This window comes from Sinomonas sp. G460-2, from assembly GCF_047759905.1.
In the GTDB taxonomy this organism is placed as follows: Bacteria; Actinomycetota; Actinomycetes; order Actinomycetales; family Micrococcaceae; genus Sinomonas.
This window is the reverse complement of sequence record NZ_JBKZWT010000029.1, coordinates 1-24,119: the sequence shown is the minus strand read 5'-3', so window position 1 is coordinate 24,119 and position 24,119 is coordinate 1. Positions and strand designations below refer to the sequence as shown.

Annotated in this window: 25 protein-coding genes; 12 read left to right on the top strand and 13 right to left on the bottom strand. The window is 63.4% G+C overall.

Going from position 1 to position 24,119, the window contains the following annotated elements:
* The 3 genes from ACLN58_RS05355 to ACLN58_RS05345 form a co-directional block, all read right to left on the bottom strand.
* Positions 1–651, bottom strand: a 651-nt coding sequence (locus ACLN58_RS05355; protein ID WP_415854246.1) for an ABC transporter transmembrane domain-containing protein, incomplete at its 3' end; no start/stop codon positions are given.
* On the bottom strand, positions 648–1,778 hold the full coding sequence (locus tag ACLN58_RS05350) for a DUF1611 domain-containing protein (protein ID WP_415854245.1): 1,131 nt from the start codon (positions 1,776–1,778) through the stop codon (positions 648–650). The genes ACLN58_RS05350 and ACLN58_RS05355, both read right to left, overlap by 4 nt.
* 95 nt (positions 1,779–1,873) lie before the next feature.
* Positions 1,874–2,683: a phosphotransferase gene (locus ACLN58_RS05345; RefSeq protein ID WP_415854244.1), complete on the bottom strand. Its 810-nt coding sequence runs from the start codon at positions 2,681–2,683 to the stop codon at positions 1,874–1,876.
* Between the two features lie 124 nt (positions 2,684–2,807).
* Here ACLN58_RS05345 and ACLN58_RS05340 point away from each other — a divergent pair, with 124 nt between their 5' ends.
* From ACLN58_RS05340 to ACLN58_RS05320, 5 genes are all read left to right on the top strand, one after another.
* Positions 2,808–5,546: a Z1 domain-containing protein gene (locus ACLN58_RS05340; protein ID WP_415854243.1), complete on the top strand. Its 2,739-nt coding sequence runs from the start codon at positions 2,808–2,810 to the stop codon at positions 5,544–5,546.
* Complete coding sequence (locus tag ACLN58_RS05335; protein WP_415854242.1) at positions 5,543–6,523, top strand: PD-(D/E)XK motif protein; 981 nt, start codon at positions 5,543–5,545, stop codon at positions 6,521–6,523. The genes ACLN58_RS05340 and ACLN58_RS05335 overlap by 4 nt, the downstream gene beginning before the upstream one ends.
* Positions 6,524–6,711: 188 nt before the next feature.
* Positions 6,712–8,403, top strand: a complete 1,692-nt coding sequence (locus ACLN58_RS05330) for a hypothetical protein (RefSeq protein ID WP_415854241.1) — start codon at positions 6,712–6,714, stop codon at positions 8,401–8,403.
* Positions 8,403–9,293 (top strand): hypothetical protein, encoded by an 891-nt coding sequence (locus ACLN58_RS05325; protein ID WP_415854240.1) that lies wholly within the window; start codon positions 8,403–8,405, stop codon positions 9,291–9,293. The genes ACLN58_RS05330 and ACLN58_RS05325 overlap by 1 nt, the downstream gene beginning before the upstream one ends.
* Complete coding sequence (locus ACLN58_RS05320) at positions 9,286–10,041, top strand: DUF6339 family protein (RefSeq protein WP_415854239.1); 756 nt, start codon at positions 9,286–9,288, stop codon at positions 10,039–10,041. The genes ACLN58_RS05325 and ACLN58_RS05320 overlap by 8 nt, the downstream gene beginning before the upstream one ends.
* Here ACLN58_RS05320 and ACLN58_RS05315 read toward each other — a convergent pair.
* On the bottom strand, positions 10,025–11,509 hold the full coding sequence (locus ACLN58_RS05315) for a DNA cytosine methyltransferase (protein WP_415854238.1): 1,485 nt from the start codon (positions 11,507–11,509) through the stop codon (positions 10,025–10,027). The genes ACLN58_RS05320 and ACLN58_RS05315 overlap by 17 nt on opposite strands.
* A gap of 116 nt (positions 11,510–11,625) precedes the next feature.
* Positions 11,626–11,850, bottom strand: a complete 225-nt coding sequence (locus ACLN58_RS05310) for a hypothetical protein (RefSeq protein ID WP_415854237.1) — start codon at positions 11,848–11,850, stop codon at positions 11,626–11,628.
* Between the two features lie 77 nt (positions 11,851–11,927).
* On the opposite strand from ACLN58_RS05310, the gene ACLN58_RS05305 reads away from it, so the two are divergent.
* On the top strand, positions 11,928–12,791 hold the full coding sequence (locus tag ACLN58_RS05305) for an SDR family oxidoreductase (RefSeq protein ID WP_415854236.1): 864 nt from the start codon (positions 11,928–11,930) through the stop codon (positions 12,789–12,791).
* Here the strand turns inward: ACLN58_RS05305 and ACLN58_RS05300 are convergent.
* From ACLN58_RS05300 to ACLN58_RS05290, 3 genes are read right to left on the bottom strand one after another with little or no spacing between them, the layout of a single operon-like run.
* A complete protein-coding gene (locus tag ACLN58_RS05300) occupies positions 12,763–13,254 on the bottom strand; it encodes a DUF3995 domain-containing protein (protein WP_415854235.1) in 492 nt (163 codons plus the stop codon). The genes ACLN58_RS05305 and ACLN58_RS05300 overlap by 29 nt on opposite strands.
* 4 nt (positions 13,255–13,258) lie before the next feature.
* Positions 13,259–14,107, bottom strand: a complete 849-nt coding sequence (locus ACLN58_RS05295; protein WP_415854234.1) for a Ku protein — start codon at positions 14,105–14,107, stop codon at positions 13,259–13,261.
* 48 nt (positions 14,108–14,155) lie between these two features.
* Entirely contained in the window at positions 14,156–14,842 is a 687-nt protein-coding gene (locus ACLN58_RS05290; RefSeq protein WP_415854233.1) for a hypothetical protein, read from the bottom strand.
* 225 nt (positions 14,843–15,067) lie between these two features.
* On the opposite strand from ACLN58_RS05290, the gene ACLN58_RS05285 reads away from it, so the two are divergent.
* Positions 15,068–15,262 (top strand): CsbD family protein, encoded by a 195-nt coding sequence (locus ACLN58_RS05285; protein WP_415854232.1) that lies wholly within the window; start codon positions 15,068–15,070, stop codon positions 15,260–15,262.
* Positions 15,263–15,382: 120 nt separating this feature from the next.
* On the opposite strand, the gene ACLN58_RS05280 is transcribed toward ACLN58_RS05285, so the two are convergent.
* Positions 15,383–16,510 carry a hypothetical protein gene (locus tag ACLN58_RS05280; protein ID WP_415854231.1) on the bottom strand — a complete coding sequence of 376 codons (1,128 nt, stop codon included), beginning with the start codon at positions 16,508–16,510 and terminating at the stop codon, positions 15,383–15,385.
* Entirely contained in the window at positions 16,507–16,992 is a 486-nt protein-coding gene (locus ACLN58_RS05275; protein ID WP_415854230.1) for a carboxymuconolactone decarboxylase family protein, read from the bottom strand. Before ACLN58_RS05275 ends, ACLN58_RS05280 begins: the two co-directional genes overlap by 4 nt.
* A gap of 47 nt (positions 16,993–17,039) precedes the next feature.
* Here ACLN58_RS05275 and ACLN58_RS05270 point away from each other — a divergent pair, with 47 nt between their 5' ends.
* The 4 genes from ACLN58_RS05270 (at position 17,040) to ACLN58_RS05255 (ending at position 20,871) form a co-directional block, all read left to right on the top strand.
* Positions 17,040–18,461: a PLP-dependent aminotransferase family protein gene (locus ACLN58_RS05270; protein WP_415854229.1), complete on the top strand. Its 1,422-nt coding sequence runs from the start codon at positions 17,040–17,042 to the stop codon at positions 18,459–18,461.
* A 201-nt stretch (positions 18,462–18,662) separates the two neighbouring features.
* The gene (locus ACLN58_RS05265) at positions 18,663–19,217 is read left to right on the top strand and encodes a hypothetical protein (RefSeq protein ID WP_415854228.1); all 555 of its coding nucleotides are present in this window, start codon (positions 18,663–18,665) and stop codon (positions 19,215–19,217) included.
* A 63-nt stretch (positions 19,218–19,280) separates the two neighbouring features.
* A complete protein-coding gene (locus tag ACLN58_RS05260; protein ID WP_415854227.1) occupies positions 19,281–19,958 on the top strand; it encodes an ABC transporter ATP-binding protein in 678 nt (225 codons plus the stop codon).
* Positions 19,959–19,986: 28 nt separating this feature from the next.
* Positions 19,987–20,871: a hypothetical protein gene (locus tag ACLN58_RS05255; protein ID WP_415854226.1), complete on the top strand. Its 885-nt coding sequence runs from the start codon at positions 19,987–19,989 to the stop codon at positions 20,869–20,871.
* Between the two features lie 130 nt (positions 20,872–21,001).
* Here the strand turns inward: ACLN58_RS05255 and ACLN58_RS05250 are convergent, their stop codons facing one another.
* From ACLN58_RS05250 to ACLN58_RS05240, 3 genes are read right to left on the bottom strand one after another with little or no spacing between them, the layout of a single operon-like run.
* Complete coding sequence (locus ACLN58_RS05250; RefSeq protein WP_415854225.1) at positions 21,002–21,412, bottom strand: arsenate reductase ArsC; 411 nt, start codon at positions 21,410–21,412, stop codon at positions 21,002–21,004.
* Positions 21,409–22,125, bottom strand: a complete 717-nt coding sequence (locus ACLN58_RS05245) for an aquaporin (protein ID WP_415854224.1) — start codon at positions 22,123–22,125, stop codon at positions 21,409–21,411. The genes ACLN58_RS05250 and ACLN58_RS05245 overlap by 4 nt, the downstream gene beginning before the upstream one ends.
* Positions 22,122–22,472 carry an ArsR/SmtB family transcription factor gene (locus ACLN58_RS05240; RefSeq protein ID WP_415854223.1) on the bottom strand — a complete coding sequence of 117 codons (351 nt, stop codon included), beginning with the start codon at positions 22,470–22,472 and terminating at the stop codon, positions 22,122–22,124. The genes ACLN58_RS05245 and ACLN58_RS05240 overlap by 4 nt, the downstream gene beginning before the upstream one ends.
* Positions 22,473–22,592: 120 nt before the next feature.
* On the opposite strand from ACLN58_RS05240, the gene ligD reads away from it, so the two are divergent.
* Positions 22,593–24,119 (top strand): non-homologous end-joining DNA ligase (ligD, locus tag ACLN58_RS05235; RefSeq protein ID WP_415854222.1); only part of this gene is annotated, 1,527 nt, incomplete at its 3' end.

The following is a 24,119-nucleotide window of genomic DNA, read 5'->3' as shown; positions in this document are numbered from 1 at the left end:
CTCCTCGAGGCGGCGCAGCTCGCGTTCCTCTCCCCCGCCCGCCCGAATGGCCAGGGCCGCGGCGAGCGAGTCCCCGATCTGGGCCGCAAGGCGCCCGCGCTGCTTTCGCAGGGCCCGCGATCGCCGGTACGCCGGGCCGACGAGGAGCCCGAGGAGCGTGCTGAGCAGCACCATGGGGAGCAGGATCGTCGGCGCGAGAACGGGTGAGAGGATCCAGAGCGCCACCACGAGAGCGAGGATGAGTGGGATGCCGACGGCGAGGGCCGAGACACCGTACGTCATCCAGTTGCGGACGCTGTTGAGATCGTTGGTCGTGCGGGCCACGGTGATCGCAAGGCTGGGCCCGCGGGTTCCCGCGAGCGCCGACCTGAGCACGATGAGGCGGATCTCCTGGACGTAGTTCTGCCCGAGCTTCTCGGCGAGGACCCGCTCGAGGATCCTCAGCGAGGCGACGACGCCGACCAGGACCGCCAGGAGAGCCACGAACAGGATCCGTCCCCACGTGTCCGGAATGCGGTCAAGCTGGGAGATGAGGTGCGCGACGCCCGCAGACGCGACGGCCAAGCCCGCCCCGGAAAGAACCAACCCGCCGAGCAAGGCGGTTCGTCCGTTTCCCAGCAGAGGCGGCAGGCCGCCGTCGGCCGCGCTCATCGCACGGCGAGCCGCTCGAGGAGGCTCCTGCCGGCCTCGTCCTCGCAGAACGAGAGGGTCGGCACGACGGGGACGCGGGCGCCGAGGACCGCGGAGGTCTCGGCCGAGGCCAAGGGCGAGGACGTGAGGACGCCCGTCACGGCGAGGGGCTGAAGGCCCCACTTGCTGAGCATCTCGACGCCGTTCACGGCGCCAAGCGCGTCCGATGCCGCGAAGACCACACCGTCGAACAGCCCGCGCAGGACCTTGTTGCCGAGAAGTCCCGCGGTCTCCTGCTGGTAGACGCCGTCCGCGATCTCGAGCACGATGACATCCGGGTGGGCGCCGTCGAGCGCCGCCAGCAGCGAGTCCGCAAGCCGAAGGAGTTCGGGGACGGGCACCTTGTACGTGCTCGGGTAGCCGAAGTCTGTGAAATCCAGCGTGATGCTGGCCCCGGCGTCCGCATAGAGCCCGGGATCCCCGCCCGCGCCGGTCCCCGTGAGCTTGCCGGCCGCGACCCGGAGCCCAGACCGGGTCAGGCCACGGATGATCGACGCGGCGGCCGTTGACTTTCCGGCGTTCATCGACGTGCCCAGGACGGCGAGCACGGGGGTTGCGCGGGACTTCCGGAGCATCGCGCTGGGGACGACGCGACGGGGAGCCAGGCGGTTCAGATTCACGCGCCCGCCGGCGTCAGCCAGGATCCCAAGCGGAACGATGTCGGTGGGCCGCCCCAGATTGCTGTGGAACGCCGTCACGCTCGAGGCAAGGCCACCCGCGGCCGCGAGGTGGCAGGGGCCGAGGTCGGTTGGCAGCTCGGCGTGGACGTGATCGGCGGCGTAGCGGTCGCCGTACGCGAGCAGGATCTCATCGCCGACGAAGAGGAGCTGCCGCCGCGACGCCGGGCTCTCGAGACGCGGCAGCTGGCCGATCCGCTCAACCCGCGCGAGCACCACGTCACCCCTCGCGGGCACGGTGTCGGGGCTGCTCTCGAGCCAGTAGCCGTCCGCATCGCGGTTCAATGCGGACTCAACGAACCGGGTCGTGTAGGCCTTCTTGGCCTGCCGCAGGCGCTCCGGCGTCAGGACCGTGGCCGGTCGCTCAACGGCCAACTCCGCGACTCCAAGGTGGTTGCTAATGACGCTCACTATTCGCCTCTCTATCCGGGACCCTGACATGACTCCCCATAGAAAATGTGTGACACGTCTTGTTGATGCCCACATAACAAAGATACAAGCAATCGTCAGCCTAGCGCCCCGGCCAGCTGCCCCCGTTCTGCCTCAAGCCACGCGAGGCGCCGCCGGATGCGCTCCCCCGCTCCGTCTCGCCACATCCGGAGCCAGCCTCCGCCGTCGTGCTCGGCCCGGTATTTCATGAGGAACCAGCTGCGCTCGGTGCGGCGAATGGCTGTTGGGATGAGGCGCGCGCGGTCGACGGCGGCGAGGCCGTAGGCGTCCGCGATCAGTCGCGTCCGGGCGGCGGAGTCGACGCCGCGGAGCGGTTCGGAGCGATCCCCGTCCGGGCCGAACGGCGCCCACCAGAGGCAGAGGTTGAAGACCTCGTCCACGCGGGTGGCGGGCTTTGCAAGGTCGAAGTCGATGAGCGCCGCGGCCTCGCCGTCGCGGAACACGACGTTCTCCGGCGTGATGTCGAGGTGGCCCACAAACTCCGGCTCGGTTTCGGGGGCTGGCGGCATCCCGGGGATGTCCGGCGCAGCGACCGCTTCGAGCATGGCGGACGACGGCGCGAAGCCGGCCATGGCGTCATCGAAACGCCGCACGAGGCGGGCGAGGGAGACGAGGCGTTGCTCGTCCGCGAGCCAGGCCGGGTGCGGCCGCCCGGCGACCTCTCCCTCGATGAAACTCAGGATCTCGCGGCCCTGGTCGTCGACGCCGAGGAAGCGCGGGGCGCCGTCGAAGCCCTGGCGCTCGAGGTGCTTGAGGACCGCGTGGACAAGCGGCGAGTGCGGGCCGAGGGGCCGCCGGACGGTGTCGCCAACCCGCACGATGCCATCGGTGACGTCGCCGCCGGGGAGGGGAGTTTCTGGCGTCACGATGCGAGCCTACCCAGCAAAAATTGTCGGATGCCCCGGATACTATCCGAGTACGGTGCATGGCCGCTCTGCGGCCGCTGAGTTGCTCACGATTGAGATCTAGACCACGGCGATGGGGGCCCACATGAGCATCGATGAATTCCGACCAGAGGCAGATGACGAGTACGCCGCTACAGTCAAGGAACTAGCCGAACAGATCGAGATCACTGTGCGAGGCGGCCTCTCGATTGCCGCGGCTACCAACAAGCTCCAACAGGGCTACTTCAAGGTCCCGGCCGAACTGGCCACGGCCGCACGCGCCGAATACGAACGTAGAATGCGAATCATTGAGATCTGGCCTCCAAGCGGCCCCTTTCCTGATGACGGCGGAGTCATCAACACGCGAAGGCCTAGCTGGTACGGAGGACCGAGGGACGACGACTATTTTTGGCCCGCACTCCGTAGTCGCCTTCAAGCCGAAATTCCGGATGCTCTAATCGCCGTCGACGAGTCGTCCTCGCGAGTCGTGTCATTGGGATCCGCCCCGGGGCAAGAAAGCATAGACTCCAGAGGGCTCGTCCTTGGCTACGTTCAAAGTGGCAAGACCACAAACTTCATGTCCGTAATCGCGAAAGCCGCCGACGTTGGATACCGACTCATCATCGTACTTTCCGGCATCACGGACAACCTGCGGAAGCAGACCCAAGACAGACTGGACGATTACATCGTCCAGCCGTGCACCCAGCGGTTCCACCTCCTCACAACGACCGAACACGACTTCTCGACCACCACGAATCCGAACGCGCTCCTCAATAGCAGCGATCTGAGGCTACTCGCGATCGTAAAGAAGAACCCCGCGCGACTCCGAAAGCTCAACGCCTGGCTGAAGAAAGCGTCGCGAGCCACCCTAGCCAACACTCCAATCCTCATAGTGGACGACGAGGCCGACCAAGCTTCTATCGATGTTGGGAACAAGCGCCAATCAACGATCAATAAGCTGATTCGCGAACTCCTCTCCCACCCCAAATCAGCGTATGTCGCCTACACTGCGACCCCCTTCGCCAATCTTTTGATCGACCCATCCAATGAATCAGATCTTTATCCGCGCGACTTCATCGTCAGCCTACCTAGACCGGCAGCGTACTTTGGGGCAGAACGGATATTCGGCACACTGGACGTAGAGGAGGGACAAGATCCGGACGATGGATTGGACATAGTCCGCTACATCCCTGACGATGATGTCAACCTTGCCCGGCCGCCCCGAAATAAGGACGAAATAGATGATTGGGTGCCTGATGTGCCGACCAGCCTGCGTCAAGCAGTCATTTGGTTCTTGATAGCGACAACAGCAAGACGCATCCGCGCTGGCAAGGTGACTCACTCGTCAATGCTGGTTCACACCTCGATGCGCGCAGCGGCCCACGAGAAGACCGCGGACGCCATTCACGACCTACTCCAGGACATTCGGGTAGATCTGTCGCGCAACGAGCCTGCGCTCATCCAAGAACTGAAAAGCCTATGGGAATCGGAGACTCGTCGAGTCCCTGCCGCAGCGTTCGAAAACGCAGGTCTCGATTTCGAAGAAGTCCGGGCTCACATCCTCTCAACGGCAAAGACCACGCGGCCCGTCGTCGATAACTATCTCTCCACCGACCGGCTGCGCTATGGCGAAGACCCCGAGACGGTCATTGTCGTGGGCGGAAACACCCTTTCCCGCGGGCTAACCCTCGAAGGACTAATCAGCAGCTTCTTCGTGCGCGCATCGAGCGCGTACGACACATTACTTCAAATGGGCCGCTGGTTCGGCTATCGTGGTGGGTACGAAGATTTAGTCCGTGTTTGGATGACCGAGGAATTGAAAAAATGGTTCGTCGACCTAGCGACCGTCGAAGCTGAAATACGCCGCGAAATCGAAGTGTACGCCATGGAGGGAAAGACCCCGAAGGACCTCCCCGTACGGATCCGCACTCACCCACAGATGGCGGTCACGTCGGCCGCTAAGATGAAGAATGCCATCAAGGCTCACGTTAGTTATTCCGAGCGGCGGGTCCAGACGATCTTGTTCCATCATCAAGATTCCGCGTGGCTCAGAGCCAACCAGCAGGCTGTGGAGACGCTAGTGAAGCGCGCAAGGAGGTCTGGCATCGCTGAGGAGAAACTCGGCCGTCAAAATTACCCGGGGCTCCGAAGTGTGCCCTCCACTCTCGTATTGGATTTGCTCCGAAAGTATCAGACCCACGAAGATGCGCGAAGCTTTGACCTTCCCAGCATTATTGCATACGTGGAGAAGCAGAACGCGAAAGCAGCGCTGACGGACTGGAACGTGGTCTTCATCACCAGAGAGGACGCACCTGTGTCCGACTTGAAATTGGGCCTGTCCGACGGACTTAAGCTGCTGCGTCGCAGAAAATTGGGCCCCGAAGAGCCCTCGACCGCCAACCTAAAGGCTATTGCGTCAACATGGGACCGCATTGCTGACATCGACCTTCCCGAGAATGTCACTAGGGAGAGTATCACGGCAATGGTTAGCCCCGACGGTAAGCGGATTGACGACAAACAGCTGCTCGACCTCAGAATTAAGCGCGGCCAAGGCGGAAGTGCACTGTTGGTGGTGTACCCGATCAACAAAGATTCTGAGGACCTCCGCCGTTCCAGTCATAGGACAGGAGATTCCGGAGAAACGGCACGCTTGCCTCTTGACGCGGCGGACCATCTTGTAGGCCTGACGATATTCTTCCCGGCGGCCACAGATTCCGCGGACGCTGTCGACTATGTGTCCGCGGCTCTGCAACCCGAATATATCGAGGACGACTCCGATGAGTTGGAAGCTGCCGACCGGGTTGACGAAGAGCGGGCGGAAATCGAGGAGTCAAGCCAGAGATGAGTATCCGTGAATCCTCCACAAGCATTTACGCCTTCTTGGCTTCCAGCATTCCAACAGAAGGTCTGGCGGTGAGGCCGACTGATATCGATACGCCGCGCGGCCGCGTCGTGCATGCCATCAACAACCGCGGGGAAGCGATGTTACTGGTGCCCGTTGATGAAATCGGCTCCAGTTCCACTAGCTGGCAGAACGATTCAATCGCATTCGGATACCGAACCTTCGGCAACCAAGGTGACGCGAAGCCCTATCTTACGCTCAATTGCTCGGCCCCCCGCCTCATTGGAGAATTTGGCCTCATGGTCGACGACGTCCTGGATTCGATCGAGATCGCTCCGGCTGACGCCGAGAGGCTCACGCGCCAAGTCGTTCACAGATGGCGTGAGATGTTCAAAGATCAACAGCGGCCGATGATGTCGGAAGACCGAGTCCTTGGGCTTCTTGCCGAACTTCTCTTTCTCGAGGAGTTGTCGGCAGCGCACGGTTCCAAGGTACTCGACCACTGGGCCGGTCCTGAGGGGGGCCGCCACGACTTCGTGTTCAGAAGGATTGACGTAGAAGTCAAAGCGTCGTCCAGTCGCGAACTATTTGAGGTGGCGATTCATGGTGGCCAGCAGTTGCAGCGCCGTCCCGACTCTGACCTATTCGTCCGCGGCTATAGGTTCGAGCGACACCCCGGCGGCGAAAGCCTGCCCAGCGTCCTGCAGCGCCTCTGGGATTCAGGGATGGATCGCCTCGAATTGCTGAAGCGCGTGGCTCGACTTGGCTACGGTGAGTCTGATTCAGCTCAGTACGCGACGATACAATTCAGTCTATTAGAAATCCGGACCTGTCGTGTTCATACAGGTTTCCCGCGGCTTACGGCGGATACCGTTGACCCGGCTATTTTCGGAAAACTCTCGGGTCTCACATATTCAATCGATTTAGGCGTGGAACCTCATGAGGCGCTCACGTTATCGGCGATCGACTTCGGATCCTAATCATGCCTCCGAGAATGAGGCTTTACCGCCAAGAATGGGCCCCCACAGGCAGCGGAGACGCGAGGTCTATCGAAAATGCGATGGGACGAACGAAGCTGGACATGTGGAATGTCCTGCTGAGAGAGGCACTTCAAAACTCCTGGGACGCACGCATTCGCCACGATATCCGGTCTACGATCACGTTTAGCGTGTCCGAATTCGAGTTGCCGATCGAGCAGACGGAGATCCTCTTGGAGGACGTCTTCGGCGAACTTCCACCGGAAGGGCATTCAAAGCGGATCCGGGCCTTCCAGCGCGACGGGCGCATTCGCGTCCTCTGCATCTCGGACACCGGGACTCGTGGACTTGGGGGCCCGATTCGGGCCGACGTGATGCCGAAACCAGGTGAACGCAGCGACTTCGCTGATTTTGTCCGTAACTTTGGTCGATCCACAAGCAAGGGTTTGCAGGGCGGGACGTTTGGGCTGGGTAAGGGGGTCCTTTACTCAGCGAGCGAGGTCGGTGTCTGCCTAATCTACTCTCAAACGCGGGTAGGTGACTCTGTCGAGGCACGGCTCATTGGCGTGTCGGGCGGCGACGAAGACTACTCCGATCCCACCGGCAAGAGGTTCACCGGAAGGAACTGGTGGGGGGTCTTCGCCGATGACGGTGTCATCGATCCCATGACTGGGGCCTCTGCCCGGCTCCTAGCTCAGAGTGTCGGCATACCTGTCCCGGGGCCCTCGGACACCGGGACGACCATCATGATCATCTCTCCAAAGCCATATCTCGAGACCGAAGGAGTGGTCGAGGAGAACCAAAACGTCGGTCCTGACGCACGTGTCCACGCCCTACGGGACGCGGCGATCAAATGGGCATGGCCGCACGCGTTGGACCTGGGTTCGGGGCCCTCGATCAGTTTCGCGTTCTCCCATGAGGGCGCACCGCTTGCTCCGATCGAACCGCTAACAGATCCCTCCGTAAAACATTACGCCTTCGCATACCGAGACCTAATCCGTGACGGCATCACGTCCCGACCGCTCGGTTCGACGCTCACACAGATTCAAGCGATCAGGTCCGAACGGCCCAGCAAGCATCTGGGACTGCTCGCCGTTCGTCACGCCTTGGACGGCGGCGACGTCCCGCCCGAATTCGCGAACACTGTTGCCCTCATGAGGGGCCCGAGGATGATCGTAAAGTACGACACAATAGCGACTGCGCCGGCCGAGGGAACGTTTCACGCCGTCTTCGTAGCGGACGAGGGCGTAGATCATGAATTCGCCGAATCTGAACCTGTAGCTCATGACGACTGGGTTCCGGTGTCGAAGCAACGAGGTTCTCGAAACTTGGTTCGGATCTGCCTCGATCGGATAAGGAGCTACTTCAGGGAACTCACCCGGGGGAAGGGGCAGGCCGATGGCACCGACGGATCTCGCGGGCTGACACGGGTCTCTTCCAACCTAGGAACACTCATCGGCTCGTTTAAGGGCCAAGGACTTGGGGGAGGTTCCAATCAGGGAAGCCTTCGAGGCGAGCAACGCGATGCTGTCCGACCCTCCCGACGGGCTCAAGGTCGAATCGTCGGGAAGCCGCAACTTCTACTCCATCAGAATGAACCTCATGTAGCTTTCACCTTCCGGGTGATCGGAGGAAGGCTTGGAGAAGTCCTGAGATTAGTTGCCCAGGCGAGAGTTGTGCTCGATGGTTCTGTCACTGAGTCAGACAAAGATCCGTTGGCCGGAACAACCCCGAAGCTGGCCTACTGGTTGAGCGACAACGACCCGACAGAACGAGCGTCGGCTACAGTCGTGACGCCGTCAGACCTGCAGTTCACTGCGGTTTTCAGTTTGCCTCGGGAATGTGCTGTTTCCGTCGATCTGGCCCTTGAGGAGATGGACTAATGCGCAGCGTCACTTTAGGGCATCTAGTCGCCGATGAATCACAAGTCACGGATATAGGCTGGAGACTATTCATCGACAGCGAAGAGATAACAACTGATCAGGAACTTCCGTCGTGGAATTATTATCAACATCTCTTCGTTTCCTGCTCGGTCAAGCTAGATCTCGCGAAACTCCGCCACGAACTCCACCTCGACCCTCAAGTAACACTCGCTTGGCGATTGTCGGCACGCTCATCCGGCTGCCCCCTAGTCCTCGCGGGTCGAGCCTTCCCGGTCGAAAACGGCAATCAGGACCTGCATCTCGAAGTCTCCGGCGACACAGTCCGGGGAACTGTCAGGCTCGAACTTGCCCTTGTTGTTGACCATGGAGTGGTCACCCCGGGGCATCCTTTCGCGCCCCACCGGCCAGGTCATCTAATCTTCACAACCGATCATTTGATCCGTCTGGAGGAAGAAGGAAATCAGGTCCCCATCTTGCCAGTCTCATTCAGTGAGCAGGGGGTGAAAGGCTCTTCGGGCGCACTCTGGTGGCTGAATGTAATCAACCGAGACCTCGAGGCTCCTGTAAATTCAGCGTTATGGCTCTGGCTCAACACTGACAACCCGCGCATTCAAAGCCTGCTCCGGTCGCCGGACGAAGAAGTGAATCTCTCGTGGACCGAATTTTTGGGGATCGACTTCTCTCGCCAGCTCCTTCGAGAAGCGATGCAAGCCGAGGACCTGAGCCTTGAAATATCGTATCCAGAAGGGTCTTTAGGAGAGACCCTATCAAGCATCGTCCAGCTCCTTAGCGACTCAACGGAGAAACTACGAGCAGCCTACCGTGAAGACGCCGGGCGAGTTGAGGCGGAGCTCCAATCCTTGACGTCTGAGAGACCTAAAAATGGCTGATTTGCAATGTTATCCCCAACTCGATTCGATGCGTGCCACACAAGAATGGGCCACGATGAGACGGGATCCGCTGGAGGCTCTAGAGGCCCGAATGGGGACTATTCAATGCTCCGATGCGGTCTACTATCCTACAGCAATGCACAGGGCCGATGCGTCAACGCTTGCCGGTATACGCACAGGTGTAATCGAGCGTGCTCGGCAGTACGGATATCCGGTCGCCTCTCGGGGCCGCAAGAACATTGATTTCGACCGCGAAGTCGCATACCTGATTTATGAAGAGATGGAAATCTTGCCCGCCGACGCAGCCAGCAATGATGTTTGGAACTTCCTAAACCTCAGAGTTCTTGCCGACATTTTGGTGTGGCGCTGGGGTACTTGGCATGAAGACGGCTGGAACGTAAGCCCTGATCGTCTGTTCCAGTTTCAAAGAACGGCATTCGGACGCCTTTGGTGGCGATCGCACCTTTTGGGCCCCGAAGCCGTGAAACATTTAGGGGAAGACCAGGTCGTCCAACTAGTTGAAAGACCTAGAATTTCTGGATATCCCCCGCTTGCTCGATCTGTTTCGCGGAGACTTCTGGCCGACATGTCTGGGAATAGTCGTGACGACCTTCTACGAGTGGTGATGAAGCGTCTCGGACGTCGGCTTGCAGTCACACATGTCCACGGGATGGCTCAGGACCAGCTTGATGAGTTCGTAGACCAGGTGTTCGATGAGAGTTCGGCTGCGCTCAATCGCCCCGAATGACATCCGCGATGCGCTCTCCAATTTTTTTCGCGAGGAGCGGCGGAACCGCATTGCCTACCTGAGTGAACTGCTGAGTCCGGTTTCCCAAGAAGATGTAGTCATCAGGGAATGTCTGCAATCTAGCGGCTTCCCGAACAGTCAGGCTTCGCATCTGCGTGGGGTCGGGATGGATGTAGTAATGCCCGTCCTTGGCGATGTGAGATACGACCGTAGTGGACGGTTCTCCCCATACCTGGACGCGAAACCGGTCCTCAAATGGAACAACCTTGTCTGAAATGTTTCTATGCTCCGGCCAGTACGCCCTATCTAGGTCTCGTACCTTTGGACTCCGACCATCCTTCAGAGCCTTGGCGCTTAGCAAGCCGTAACGCACGAGGTCAGTCCGCATATGCCGACGAGCTGCATGGTTCCAAGTCGGAAGCGTCAGGAGAGACTCAGGACGGACAAATTCATAATACTTCTGCACTGAGCTTGGAACACCGTTCATGTCAACAGGCGTAGGGCGTCGAGAGGTCTCGGTTTCGAGGCTGTTCCGATGTCCAGCTGGCCAATGTGCCCCAGCAGCCGCCGCCACGGATTGCCGCAATGAGTGCCATTCCTGACCGTCCGGATCGTGGAGACGAGAGAGACCGGACCTAAGTTCGGGAATACCTGACAATGCATCTTCGACGGTGATTCTGCCGGCCTGCTGCAGAGTCACCGGCGATGGCAGCCCTAATCCCTTTCGTATACCGACGATAATTATCCTGTGCCGTTTCTGGGGAATTCCATACTCTTCAGCTCGAATAATGAAGTCTGCCGCACCCAAATCGGGCTTATCACTCTTTGCCACCACCATCGAGTGCAAATCGTACTCAAGGTCCTCCGAAGGCCTTCCAAGATCAGATTTTATCCGCTCGACCATCCTCTCCCCTCGATTAATCGAAGACAGCAGGCCTTTGACGTTCTCCATCACGAAGATGGCAGGGCGGTGCTTGACAATGATGTTCAGATATTCACGGTAGAGAAAGTGCTTGTGGTCGTCTTGAAAGTCCTTGTCATGAACCCTTCTTGATCGTCCAGCCAGAGAATATGCTTGGCACGGCGGGCCACCTATTAGAACCCACGGCTGCTCGGGATATGCTTCCAAAGACTTGCGGATCATCTCATCGGACTCTGCCCGCGTTTCTTCGCTCAGCGTAAATTGCCGTACTTCTTCGTAAGCCTTCTTGGCTGCGATCTTGTATTCAGCATCGGTTTCCAACTCGGCCATGGAGATCTTCTTGTGCAGAAAATCGTCCAGGCCAGCCGTACTTCCCGTGGCGCGAAGGTGCCGCATGGCACTTCTGAAGCGAAGTGTCTTGACCGCCGAGCTCTCCATCTCGATGGACAGAACCGTTTGGAACACGGGCCGACCATCGCGGAGCACCTTCGAGAAGCCTTCATTGAGACCGCCTGGGCCAGCAAAGACGTCGACGACCGGGATCACACATACCTCCTGCGCGGACATTGTTGGTCCAGGCTACCAGGTCAATCCGACAATGCCGCTGCGCCTCGCCCCCAGGACGTCATCCCACAAGGAGTGCTAGGTTGCGCGACTGGGCCCTAGCCCTGCTTCTCCTGCCGCTCCCGCTCCAGCCGCTCCCGCCGCTCGCGCTCCTCGCGATGTCGGCGGATCTGCTCATGAATGAGTTGCTCCTCCTCGGTGAACCGGAGGGCATTGGCTTCGTCGCCCGAGTCGCCGGGGCCGGAGGCCTCCTGCTTGGCCGGGTACTCCACGGGTTCTTCCTTGTCGGCGGAGTCGGGAGAGTTATCGCGCGCCTCACTCATGCGCACACTGTAGACCCACGTGGGAAAACGCAAAATAGGGCACGCGCACCATGGTTACCGCGGCGTACCATCCACCCATGACCACCGCCGCTCCCCCGCTCGCGATCACAGGCGTCACCGGAGTTGTCGGCCGCGAGGTCGCGCGCCAACTCGCCGAAGCCGGGCTGGAACTGCGCCTCCTCGCGCGGAACCCGGCGCAGGCACCCGAGCTGCCGGGCGCCGTCGTCCTTCCCTGCGACTATGGCGACCCGACCGTGAGCGGGCCCTCGCTCGCCGGCGTCGAGACGCTGTTCATGGTCTCGGGCCGCGAGAACGAGCACCGCGTCGCCGAACACAAGGCGTTCATCGACGCGGCCAGAGCGGCGGGCGTTCGGCACGTCGTCTACACGTCCTTCATGGGCGCCGCGCCGGACGCGATCTTCACGCTGGCCCGCGACCACCACGCGACCGAGGAATACATCGAGGCGGCTGGCCTGACCTACACGTTCCTGCGCGACTGCCTCTACCTCGACTACTTCGAGTACTTCGCGGGCGAGGACGGCGTCATCCGGGGACCGGCCGGGGACGGAAGGGTCGCCGCGGTGGCGCAGGCCGACGTCGCCCACTCGGCGGCCGCGATCCTGAAGAACCCGGGGCGGCACGCCAACGCGACCTACACGCTCACCGGGCCCGAGGCCCTCACGCTCACGGAAGCGGCCGCCGTCATCACACAGGCCCGCGGCCGCACCGTGACCTTCCACCACGAGACCATCGCCGAGGCCTACGAGTCCCGGAAGCGCTGGCCCGCACCGCAGTGGCAGTACGACGCCTGGGTCTCCACCTACACCGCGATCGCGGGCGGCGAACTCGCCGAGGTGACGGACGACGTCGAACGCCTCACCGGCCGCCGCGCTACAAGCCTCGCCGAGCTGCTCAAGGGCTCGCCGCCCGCTGCGGGTTAGTGCGGCGGGTGAGCACGAGCGCCGCACACAGCGCGGCGCCCCACAGCGCAAAGGCGGGATCCCACAGGAAAACGTGCGCCCGGAGGGCGCCGTACTCGACGCCGCTCGCCTGGATCACCCCGGTGAGCACGCCCGCGCCGGCCACGACGTTCAGCCCGCCATAGAGAAGCAGCCCGGCCCCGCCGACCCACGAAACAACCCGCCAAAGCCGCCGCCCAGGCACGCGCCCCAGCTCGGAGAGCAGGGGCACAACAGCCGCGGCTACCTTGACCGCGGCGATGCCCCACAACGCGAGGCTCGCCACCCCCGGCGCCGAGCGGGCCCAGTCCGTGGCCCACGTCCCGACCGAATCGGCCATGACCGTGCCGCCCGCGGCCCAATACGCGCTCCACGCTGCGTGGAAGAGGCCAAGCGCAGCGGCCACCCACAGCAGCGCGAGCGCGCCCGGGGCGACCCGACGCATCGGTTCAGCCGGCCCCGCGAGCTGCCTTGCCGCCGTCGTCCGCACCGCCCGCGGCCGCCTTCCGGCGATTCTCGACGCTGCGGCGCAGGGCCTCCATGAGGTCGAGGACTTCGGCTCCGCCGCCCTCGCCCTCCTCCGCTGCGGGCACTCCGAAGGTGGCCTCGGTGTCGATGGAATCGCCCTGCTCGAGCTTCGCCTCGACAAGCTGGCGCAGCTGCAGCTGATATTCGTCGGTGAACTCCTCCGGCGCGAAGTCGGTGGAGAGGCTCTCGACGAGCGAGGACGACATCTTGAGCTCCTTGTCCGAGAACTTGACGTCCTCGTCGAGGATCGGGAACTCGGCCTCGCGCACCTCGTCCCGCCACAGCATGGCCTGGAGCACCATAACGTTGCCGCGCACCCGCAGCGCGCCGAGGCGCTGCTTCTGCCGGAGCGAGAATTTGACGACGGCGGTCAGCTCCGTCTGCTCGAGGGTCTGCCTCAGGAGGTGGTACGGCTTGACGCCGACCTTCTCCGGCTCGAGGAAGTAGCTCTTCTCGAACAGCATCGGGTCGATCTGCGCGTCCGGCACGAACTCGACCACCTCGATCTCCCGGCTCCGCTCCACCGGGAGCGCCTCGAGGTCGTCGTCCGTGAGGACCACGGTCTGGCCGCCCTCCTCGTACGCCTTGTCAATGTCCGCGTACTCGACGACCTCGCCGCACACCTCGCACCGCCGCTGGTAGCGGATCCGACCCCTGTCCTTGTCGTGGACCTGGTGGAGCTTGAGGTCGTGGTCCTCGGTGGCGCTGTACACCTTCACGGGCACGCTCACGAGGCCAAAGCTGATGGCGCCCTTCCAGATAGACCGCATGAAACCCAGTGAACACCGGAATACGGGCTTTGGCGAGCAACCTTTGGGCTAATTCGCGGCGGACAACGGCGGACGACGGCGGGCGGCAGCTCCCGGGGGTCGGGTGGCTGGCAGCGCGCGAAGCGCGCGAGCGCGGAACAGCAGGCCGATGTAGGTCAGGTCGAGCACCGAGCACAGGAGGCCGATACCGGACACGAAGGCCCAGTTCGAGAGCAGGCCGAACTGGATGGTCGGGGCGAGGGTGCCGAGCCATTTCGCGATCCCGATCGTGAGGCTTTGACCGCGCGAGCCGCGACGGGCAGAGAACATGGCGATGAAGAGCCCGGACATGAGCAGGTTCTGCAGGAAAGCGGAGTACGCCGCGCCTTGTCGCTCACCGAACTCGCCCAGGAACAGCAACTGCACCACGATGGAGACCGCCAGCAGTCCTACGGCTCCCACGGCAAACGTGCCGCGGCCCACGCGGTCGGAGAATTCGGCGAATCCGAAGCGGAAGAACGTGAAGAGGATCGCGAGATCGGCGCACGCCCACACGAGGTTCACGTAAGCCTGCACGCCCCCTGCCCCGGAGAGGTCCACGATCGTGTACAACCCCTCCCACGCAACGTTGAGCATGAGCGCCGCAACCGGTATGGCATACGTCCGCTGCACGAACCCGATGCGGATCGCTTCGATGTAGACGATGGTCCACGCGATGCCGCTCGCGAGGGTCAGCAAGAGGTCAATGCTGTCCATGAGGTGAGGGTACAGCGGGCACGGCCTTACCCACTTTCCAGTTTCTAAACCGCCGTTCGCAGTCTGCGGAATCGACCGCGACGGGGCCTCCTCAGCTTGAATCCCACCAGCCGCGGTGCGGAGGATGGAGCGTAGCGCTTACCCCAGAGCGCTGGCCCGGGCTATTCGGCCCGAGCCGTTCCGACAGCGGAGGTGGGCCGCTAGCCCGCCGGAACGGAGGACAGCATGGGTGCAGGCGACAAGATCAGCAACAAGGCTGAGGAACTGGGCGGCAAGGCCAAGGAAGCCGCCGGTCAGGCAACTGACAATCCGAGGCTCGAGGCAGAGGGCCAGGCGGATCAGACGTCGGCAGGCCTCAAGCAGGCTGGTGAGAAGGTCAAGGACGCGGTCGACGACATCAAGGATGCGTTCAAGAAGTAGTCCCTAGCCACAATCCACCGCCGCCCGCGTTGCCGCTATCCCCTCGGCGACGCGGGCGGCGGTTTGTCTTCACCTCTTTGCCGACGCGATGGTTGGGCGCATTGGCTCACCGCGGAGGATTCATCCCGCGGGCGCGATGCGCTCGGCGCAGGCCGTCGCGGCGGCGAGCATGAGCGGATCCCCGGTGCTCGCGTAGGTGTCCAGGACGGCGTCCGTCAGCTTGATCACGTGTTCGTCCCCGTGCCGAGCCGCGCGATCCATGAGCTCCTCGGGCTCAAGGCCATCCGGGACTTCGACTGTTCGGCCGTGTGCCGGCGCATAAGCAACCGTGAGCGCCGCGCAAGCGGCCCACGTCGCGGCGAGGCTCGGCGCCCACAGCTCGCGTGGAAGCACGGGGAGTACCTGCTGCATGGCGTGGGGCGCGGTAGCCCCGTGGACTAGCAGGACCGGACTCGCGTGGCCGTGCGTCGCGTACTGTCGCACCCCCGCCGCAGTCAGGTCCAGGAGCGCGGCCGGAACCTCGTCCGCACTTCCGGGCGGGCGCAGCGATGCGACCGCGGGAGTCCACGACGCGAGCCCGGCGAGCCGCGAGAACCTGTCTCGGATCACCCCGCTCTGATTGGGCAAGCGTGGGAGTCCGGCGAGGGCTGCGTCGGCGTCGAGTTCGCCAGCAGGCGCCGCGACCCCGGGCACGTAGATCGCTCTGGCGGCCCAGTAGCCCAAAGCGTTGGACAGTTCGTGGACAGCGGCCTCGGAACGGTTGCCCTCGACGATGTTGCGGACCGCGTGGCCCGTCCGGATGAGCCCATGGGTGGCCCCCGAAGCAATCGCAGGGAGGAGTCGCGGCCACCAATCCACGAGGACCTCGTGCCACGACGCCTCGCGGACGGCACGGTCGAAGTACGCCGCCCAGTCTCCGATGCGGGCGCGCTTTCCCATCGCCGCCCGCCACGTCTCGCACGTGATCGGCTCGCTCTCGCGAGGGAGCTCTTCAAGCCGCGCCACGTAGCGGTCGAGCCAAGGCTCCACCCGATCGCCGAGGCCCCGGCGGCACAGGATCTCCGCGGCCATGGGCGCGTGATTGGCGAGGCCGTTCTCGCTGCCTTCTTCCCCGAATTCCGGCCCCCAGCGGTGAAGCCGGGAGTATGCCTCGTCGAGATGGTCGAAGCGCGCCAGCCGCGCACCCGCGGCGACGCTCCGCGCCTGGGCGCTTACCGCCGTCGTCCGTCCCGCCCCAGCGGTACTCACAGGACCGCCGCTTCTGACTCCGGCTCCCAGGCCCGCGACGCGACGCCGAGCGCGTTCCACGCGTTGATCGTGACGATGAGGGAGAGCAGGGCCCCGATCTCGTCCGGCGTGAAGTGAGCGGCGACGTCGTCGTAATCCGCGGCTGGCACGTGCGTCTCGCTGGCCCGCGTGACCGACTCGGTGAACGCGAGGGCCGCGCGCTCGCGCGCCGTGAAGAACGGCGACTCGCGCCAGACCGGGAGGGCGAAGAGTCGCTGGGTGCTCTCGCCGACCGCGACCGCGTCGCGGCTGTGCATGTTGACGCAGTACACGCAGCCGTTGAGTTGGGACGCCCGGAGGCGCACGAGCTCGCGGAGCCTCGCGTCGAAGTCCACGCGGTCCAATTCGCGCGTGGCGGCGTGGTCTAGCTGGTTCATGGCCTTGCTGAAGATCGCGGCGTGGGTGTCGAGGTCGAGCCGAACGGGAATTGCGTCAGTTGTCATGGACAGAACGCTATGGCCTGAAAGGACCAGGAGTAAGATCCATTTCTATGACAGATCATTGGGCCAATTTCGGGCTGGATCTGCATCTCGATCTCCAGGGTCCTCGCGTTCGAACCGGGCTCGAGGAGTCCCTGCGCGCCGCCATCCAGAGCGGTCGCCTGGCCGCCGGATCGCTCCTCCCGCCGACCAGGGCTCTCGCCGCGGACCTCGGCATCGCTCGGAACACAGTCTCCGAGGCCTACGGGCAGCTCGTCGCGGAAGGCTGGCTCGTGGCGCGGCAAGGCTCGGGGACGCGCGTGGCCGCGCCGGGGCCGGTCATCGAGAGCGCACGCGAGCAGACGACGGCGTCGAAGCGGCTCCCGTACGACCTCCGGCCCGGCTATCCCGACGTCGGGTCCTTCCCCCGCCCCGCGTGGCTCGCGGCGGCGCGCGCCGCGGTCAACGCAGCACCATCCGAGGCCTTCGGCTACGGGGATCCGCAGGGACTGCCCGTCCTGAGATGCGCCCTCGCCGCCTACCTGTCCCGAGCGCGCGGCGTGCGCGTCACGCCCGAACGGGTGGTGGTCTGCTCGGGCTTCACCCAGGGCCTGTGGCTCCTTGGCTCAGTGCTCCACGCGCGAGGTGCGAGGCGGGTCGGGGTCGAGTCCCACGGTCACCGACAGCACCGGGACTTGCTGGGCCAGTGCGGCCTGGCCCCCTCGGTCCTTCCCGTGGACGGCAGCGGCGCGACCCCCGCCGGTCTGAGCGCGCTCGACGCCGTGCTTCTGACCCCAGCGCACCAATTCCCCCGCGGGGTCGCGCTGGACCCCGAACGGAGGGCCGAGTTCACCCGCTGGGCCGCGAGTTCCGGCGCCCTGATCCTCGAGGACGACTACGACGGCGAGTTCCGCTACGACCGCAGGCCCGTCGGCGCCGTCCAGGCGCTCGCGCCCGAGCACGTTGCCTACTTGGGCACGGCGAGCAAGACCCTCGCGCCCGGAGTTCGGCTCGGGTGGATGGTCCTCCCGCAGGAGCTCGTACGGCCCGTGACCGAACGGCTCGCCGCCGTCGCGGTGCAGACCTCGGCTCTCGACCAGCTCACACTTGCCGAGCTCATCCGCACGGGTGCCTACGACAAGCACGTGCGGCGGAGCCGCCTCGCGTACCGGCGGCGGCTCGAGCGACTCCTCGACACGCTAAAGCGCGCGACACCCGAACTGACGACGTCGGGACTCGCCGCCGGGCTTCACACGGTGCTTGAGCTTCCCGAAGGAAGCGACGAGAGCGGCCTCGAGCGGGTCGCCGCGGCGCGGGGCCTCGCGGTCGAGGGGATGCGTCGCTACGCGGCCCCAGGCCACGCGGGCCCGCCCGCACTCGTCATTGGCTACGCGACTCCGCCCCAGCACGCGTACTCGAGCGCGCTCGCTCGGCTCGCGGCGACGCTCGCGGGTCTTCGGGGCAGCGAATCGGAGATTCGCCGCCACCACTGAGGCCAGAAACCGGATCGAAACCGGTCTATCCGTAATGTGCGGGGAAAAATTGTTCAAACTCAGTGGTGGCGCGTCAAAACTCAGTATTCCGGCCGTCCCTAAAATCCGTATTGGCTGTCGTTGCAATGCCAGCCGATCTCGCATTAGACTCCATTCACTCGCACACAAATCAGCGTCGGCTGACCATCTTATGGGGGAAATATGAAAAGAACGTTCAAGACCGCCTTGTCAATTATGGTCTCGATGGGACTCGTGGCCATTTCAGCCCCAAGCGCGTTGGCATCGGAGACGGACTCCTATCGCGATTCGGTTAGCGGAGCAAATCAACTCATCTCGGATATCAACAGGCCGCAGTCGGTTTACGAAAAACCAGCCCCGCGACCAGCGAGCGCGTCCACAACCAACTCGATGCTGACCGCATCGGCAAACGCAGTCGCTTTCCGACGCGCAACGCTCATGACCGCCGGAACAGTTGACTGGGCACTGTTTTCCGAAATGAACGTCGATTTTTACTTTGACTGGACAAGGGTTGTTGACAGTTCAGGGTGGCAGAGAGTCGGAGCGGCCGGCTTCAACACTGTGCAGGCACTGGGTATCAACCGGACGTACACGGATGGTTGGAAGCACAGCTGGCGGGCCCAAACCGACATGGGTGTCGGAGTTCCAACCCCCTGGGGTTACTGGAATGCTACTCATCAGACGCTCACCCAGTTCGCAGACGTCTACGGCGACGGCGCATGGAACGCGTGGCGGTAGGAGCGTCGTGCTAACTGCGCTAGGGGCGCAGATCCTCCACCGCACGGTTGATGAGGTTTGATCATGCTGGAAGCCAAAAACGTCACCATATCGATCTCCGGAAAGCGGCTCATAGAAGACGTCTCTTTCTCATTCCCCACCGTTGGCACGAGCTTGGTTCTGGGAGCAAATGGTACCGGCAAATCAACGCTCTTCAGGTGTCTTGCAGGCCTTCAGAGGTATGACGGCCAGATTTCCTGGAACGGGGGGCAGCCGGAGGGACGGGTCTTCGTGGCGTTTGAAGATTCGCCATTGCACAAGAACCTCACAGGGTATCAAAATCTTAGCGCTTCGCTTGATATGAGAATGCGGGACGTTACTACCAACAGTTCAAACTCAAAAATCTTTGCTTCAGATGAACTACTTAGGAAGAAGGCTCGAAAGCTTTCCTTCGGGCAGAGGAAGAGGGTTTCGCTCACTGTCGCCTTCATGACGTCCGCACCATGTCTTATCTTGGACGAACCGGCAGTCGGACTCGACTACATCAGCCTAAAGCGGCTTTCCGGAGCTATCGCCGAAGCAGCCAAGTCTCGCAGCGTTATCGCGACTGGGCATCAATTGGATTTCTTTGAGGCACTGCCCGATCGAGTCTTCTTGGTAAAGGACCGCCGCATGATCGATGTGACCGCCGATTGGAATACTGAACACTCCGGAGGGTTGGATCATTTCTATGCGAAGCATCTTTCGTTCGGTCAGGACTGAACTCCGGTACCAGCTTTGGGGACGAGGCATGGCCACTCTATCGGCCGCTGTCCTCGTTAGCAGTTGCCTGGGCTTGGTTGGCGCCGCCGCCAACGTTCCCGCACGAATTGACCGTTACCTCGCGACAAAGGATCAGGCAGAACACAACGGGATAACACTCCAGGCAGCCATGTCCGCCCCCGTAAATATCGTCCGCGAAGGGCCGCGGAGTTTCATCGACAATCCGCTGCGGTACGACTACGAGGCTGCATTCAATGCTCTCCGCGCGATGGAACCTCGGTTTGTTGTGGGTTCCAGTCTCGAGATGGCCACCTTTATCTTCTTCCCGGCCATCTTCTTCATCTACGGATGCTCACTCGCCGTCGCCGATCTTAGGCAGGGACTGTTGAGCCAGCGACTCGAACTCGAGGGATCCAAGGCAGTCTTCATCGGGAAGGTCGCTACGTCAGTGACTGTCCCCATGGTGGCCGTACCTTTGAGCACGGCAATACTGTCCGGGCTGGCAATCATGATGAGAGTATTCATGAAGCCTGCTGGCTCAGAAAATTTCCCGTACTTTGTTGAATATTCACCAGCATCATCGAATCCTGTCCTTCAGGCAACATTCTCTGTCTTGGTCGCCACCTCCTTTTGCCTGATTGGGCTCTTCGTTGGGGCCGCCTCCCGAATGTTACTACTGCCGTCTTTGGCGTGCGTCCTGGTACTCATGATCCTTCCCTTTGTGGGTGGGGGCGATCCGAGGAATCTTATGGCGACAATTGGGAGAAGCGTCTTCAACTATTGGTCGGGTTTCAATCCCAACGCTCCCCTTCCGGCCGAATCGTGGCTGCTATGGGTGCCGACTGTGGTTCTGGCATCCACGCTAGGAGTGGGCTCATTCACCATCTGGGTGCGCCGGTCGAAGTCAAGCTAGACGGCCATACATGATTCCAGCGCGATCAGCAGCATTCGGTCTCGTCGCAGCAGCAGCCGTCGTCGCAGCATCCTGTGCTCATTCCGCCACCTCCCTCCTGGTTCTCGCAGCACCGAGTTAGCCCCTCGCCTCAGACCCCCGAGGGCAACAGCTCGTCGATAAGGCCCTCGATCCGGGACTTGATCTCGTCGCGGATCGGGCGGACGGCCGCGACGCGCTTGCCCGCGGGGTCTTCGAGCTCCCAGTCCTCGTAGCGCTTGCCGGGGAAGATGGGGCAGGTGTCGCCGCAGCCCATCGTGATGACGACGTCGGAGGCCTTCACGGCCTCGGTCGTGAGGAGCTTGGGTGTCTCGGCGCGGATGTCGATGCCCTCCTCGAGCATCGCCTCGACGGCGGCCGGGTTGACGCGATCGGCGGGCTCGGAGCCGGCGGAGCGAACCTCGATGCGCCCGCCCGAGAGATGGTTCAGGTAGGCGGCGGCCATCTGGGACCGGCCGGCGTTGTGGACGCAGACGAACAGGACGGACGGCTTCTCGCTCACAGGATGGCCTTTCGATCGGAACTAGATGCGGCACCGGCAACAGCGGGGGCCTTGGCAACAGCGGGATAGAGCAGACGGACGAGGATGAAGCCCAATACGCCGCCCATCAGCTGGGCCAGCATGAACGCGGGCGCGGAGGCCGGGGCGATCCCGGCGAACGTGTCCGTGATGGTGCGGGCCAAGGTCACGGCGGGGTTGGCAAAGCTGGTCGAGCTCGTGAACCAGTACGCCGCGGCGATATAGCCGCCCACGGCGAAGGCCACCCGGTCTGCGCGGCCGGAGCGGACCGTGCCGAACACGACTAGGAGCAGCCCGACCGTGGCCACGATCTCGCCCAGCCACAGCCCCGGGCCGGTGCGGGGGTGCGTGGACAACGCAACGGCGTCGAGGCCGAACATCGCGTTCGCGACCACGGTCCCGGCCACCCCGCCAACGAACTGCGCGACGATCAGGGCCCCGGCAGTGCTCCAGTCCAGGAGGCCCAGAGCCCTCTCGACGAGGGTCACGACCGGGTTGAACGAGGCCGAGACCGGCTGGAGCGCGAGGATGAGCGCCGCGAGCGCGGCGCCGGTCGCGAGGCTGTTCTCCAGCAGCGCCAGACCCGTGTCCGAAGGGGAGAGCCTCGAGGCCATGATGCCCGAGCCGACCACCGCGATCACGAGGAACGCCGTCCCGACCAGCTCGGCGACCACGCGCCGAAGCAACAGGCTCACTTCGCCGTCCCGCCGATCATCGAGGCGAGGTTCCCCAGGGCCTCGATCCGGGCCCGGTAGTAGACCCAGACCCCGCGCTTCTCCCGCTCGAGCAGCCCCACCTCGTGCAGCACCTTGAGGTGGTGGCTGATGGTCGGTTGGGAGAGATCGAACGCGTCGTTCAGGTCGCACACGCACGCCTCGCCACCCTCATGTGAGGCGACAAGGGACATGAGGCGAAGCCGAACAGGGTCGCCTAGGGCCTTCAGCACGAGAGAGACCTGCTCGGCCAGTTCCTCCGACAATGGCTCCCGCGAGAGCGGAGAGCAGCACGCGACCGCCTGCACAGGGGTCAACCCGAGATCCATCGACACACGTAAATATCTACACCCATCTATGTCTCACGGCAAGGGCCCGGATCGACATCTCGAGCACCCGACCCGAGCGCCCCCCTTCACGTCCGCCCCTTCCCGTGACAGGGTGACGCCATGGCACCAAAACGCGCGATGGTCGCCGTCGAAGGCCGCGAGCTCAGCCTCTCCAACCTGGACAAGGTCCTGTACCCCGACACCGGCACGACCAAGGGCGAGATCCTCGAATACCTGCGCGCCGTCGCGCCCGCGATGATCCCGGCCGTCCGCGACCGCCCCGCGACCCGCAAACGCTGGGTCCATGGCGTCGGAACGCCCGACGAACCCGGCCAGGTGTTCTTCCAGAAGAACCTCGACGCGTCGACGCCGAGATGGGTCAAGCGCGTCACGCTTGAGCACCGCCACTCGACCAACACCTACCCCCTCATCAACGACCTGCCGACCCTCATCTGGCTCGGCCAGATCGCGTCCCTCGAACTCCACGTGCCGCAGTGGCGCGTCGACGAACAGGGCCGCATGATGCACCCCGACCGGCTCGTCCTGGACCTCGACCCCGGGCCGGGCGCGGGGCTGCCCGAGTGCGTCGAGGTGGCCCAGCTCATCAAGCCGATCCTCGACGACATGGGCCTTGTCTCCGTGCCCGTGACGAGCGGGAGCAAGGGCATCCACCTGTACGCTAAGCTCGACCTCAAGCAGTCGTGGGAGCAGGTATCCTCGGTGGCGCATGAGCTCGCGCGCTCACTGGCCGCGGACCACCCCGACCTCGTGGTGAGCGACCAGAAGAAGACGCTGCGCGAGGGCCGCGTCCTCGTGGACTGGAGCCAGAACAGCGGGCAGAAGACCACGATCGCCCCCTACTCGCTGCGCGGTCGGTCCCAGCCCATGGTCGCGGCGCCCCGCACGTGGGAGGAGATCGCGTCGCCCGATCTGGCACACGTGCGCTACGACGAGATGCCGGCGCGGCTCGAGAAGTTTGGGGACCTTTTCGCGCCCGTCCTCCCGGACAGCATCGCGCACGACGGCGCGGGCGGGCACGGGCGTTCGGGCGGTCGCGGGCGGGGAGGTGAGCATGACGACGGGAGGCCTCCGCCGCCGTCGTCCGCTTCCTCGACGGCGAGCGCCGGCACCGAGGCCGCCCACGACCGCCTCGCGTCCTATCGAGCCAAGCGCGACGCCTCGGCGACGCCCGAGCCCGTCCCGATGGAGGCACCGGTCCCGGGCGAGGGGAACGCGTTCGTGATCCACGAGCACCACGCTAGGCGCCTGCACTGGGACCTGCGGCTCGAGCATGAGGGCGTGCTCGCCTCATTCGCGCTCCCGCGGGGCATCCCCACAGATCCAGGCCGCAACCACCTTGCCGTGCACACCGAGGACCACCCCCTCGAATACCTCACGTTCTCCGGCACGATCCCGCGGGGCGAATACGGCGCCGGAGAGATGTCCGTGTGGGACACGGGCACGTACGAGGTCGAGAAGTGGCGCGAGGACAAGGAGATCATCGTCATCCTCACGGGTGGGCCCGGCGGCGGGCTCGCGAACGTCGAGGGCGGGAAGCCCGTGCGGATCGCGCTCATCCGCACCGAGGGCGGGCTTGGCGGCGCGAAGGACAACTGGCTCATCCACCTCATGAAGGACCAGGTCAAG

What these genes read in the sequence shown, in the direction of transcription:
- ACLN58_RS05310 (WP_415854237.1), bottom strand. Translation starts at nt 11,850, where the DNA reads ATGAGTGAGGCGCGCGATAACTCTCCCGACTCCGCCGACAAGGAAGAA.
- ACLN58_RS05305 (WP_415854236.1), top strand. Translation starts at nt 11,928, where the DNA reads ATGACCACCGCCGCTCCCCCGCTCGCGATCACAGGCGTCACCGGAGTT.
- ACLN58_RS05335 (WP_415854242.1), top strand. Translation starts at nt 5,543, where the DNA reads ATGAGTATCCGTGAATCCTCCACAAGCATTTACGCCTTCTTGGCTTCC.
- ACLN58_RS05285 (WP_415854232.1), top strand. Translation starts at nt 15,068, where the DNA reads ATGGGTGCAGGCGACAAGATCAGCAACAAGGCTGAGGAACTGGGCGGC.
- ACLN58_RS05300 (WP_415854235.1), bottom strand. Translation starts at nt 13,254, where the DNA reads ATGCGTCGGGTCGCCCCGGGCGCGCTCGCGCTGCTGTGGGTGGCCGCT.
- ACLN58_RS05255 (WP_415854226.1), top strand. Translation starts at nt 19,987, where the DNA reads ATGGCCACTCTATCGGCCGCTGTCCTCGTTAGCAGTTGCCTGGGCTTG.
- ACLN58_RS05325 (WP_415854240.1), top strand. Translation starts at nt 8,403, where the DNA reads ATGCGCAGCGTCACTTTAGGGCATCTAGTCGCCGATGAATCACAAGTC.
- ACLN58_RS05290 (WP_415854233.1), bottom strand. Translation starts at nt 14,842, where the DNA reads ATGGACAGCATTGACCTCTTGCTGACCCTCGCGAGCGGCATCGCGTGG.
- ACLN58_RS05275 (WP_415854230.1), bottom strand. Translation starts at nt 16,992, where the DNA reads ATGACAACTGACGCAATTCCCGTTCGGCTCGACCTCGACACCCACGCC.
- ACLN58_RS05320 (WP_415854239.1), top strand. Translation starts at nt 9,286, where the DNA reads ATGGCTGATTTGCAATGTTATCCCCAACTCGATTCGATGCGTGCCACA.
- ACLN58_RS05270 (WP_415854229.1), top strand. Translation starts at nt 17,040, where the DNA reads ATGACAGATCATTGGGCCAATTTCGGGCTGGATCTGCATCTCGATCTC.
- ACLN58_RS05240 (WP_415854223.1), bottom strand. Translation starts at nt 22,472, where the DNA reads ATGGATCTCGGGTTGACCCCTGTGCAGGCGGTCGCGTGCTGCTCTCCG.
- ACLN58_RS05260 (WP_415854227.1), top strand. Translation starts at nt 19,281, where the DNA reads ATGCTGGAAGCCAAAAACGTCACCATATCGATCTCCGGAAAGCGGCTC.
- ACLN58_RS05265 (WP_415854228.1), top strand. Translation starts at nt 18,663, where the DNA reads ATGAAAAGAACGTTCAAGACCGCCTTGTCAATTATGGTCTCGATGGGA.
- ACLN58_RS05340 (WP_415854243.1), top strand. Translation starts at nt 2,808, where the DNA reads ATGAGCATCGATGAATTCCGACCAGAGGCAGATGACGAGTACGCCGCT.
- ACLN58_RS05295 (WP_415854234.1), bottom strand. Translation starts at nt 14,107, where the DNA reads ATGCGGTCTATCTGGAAGGGCGCCATCAGCTTTGGCCTCGTGAGCGTG.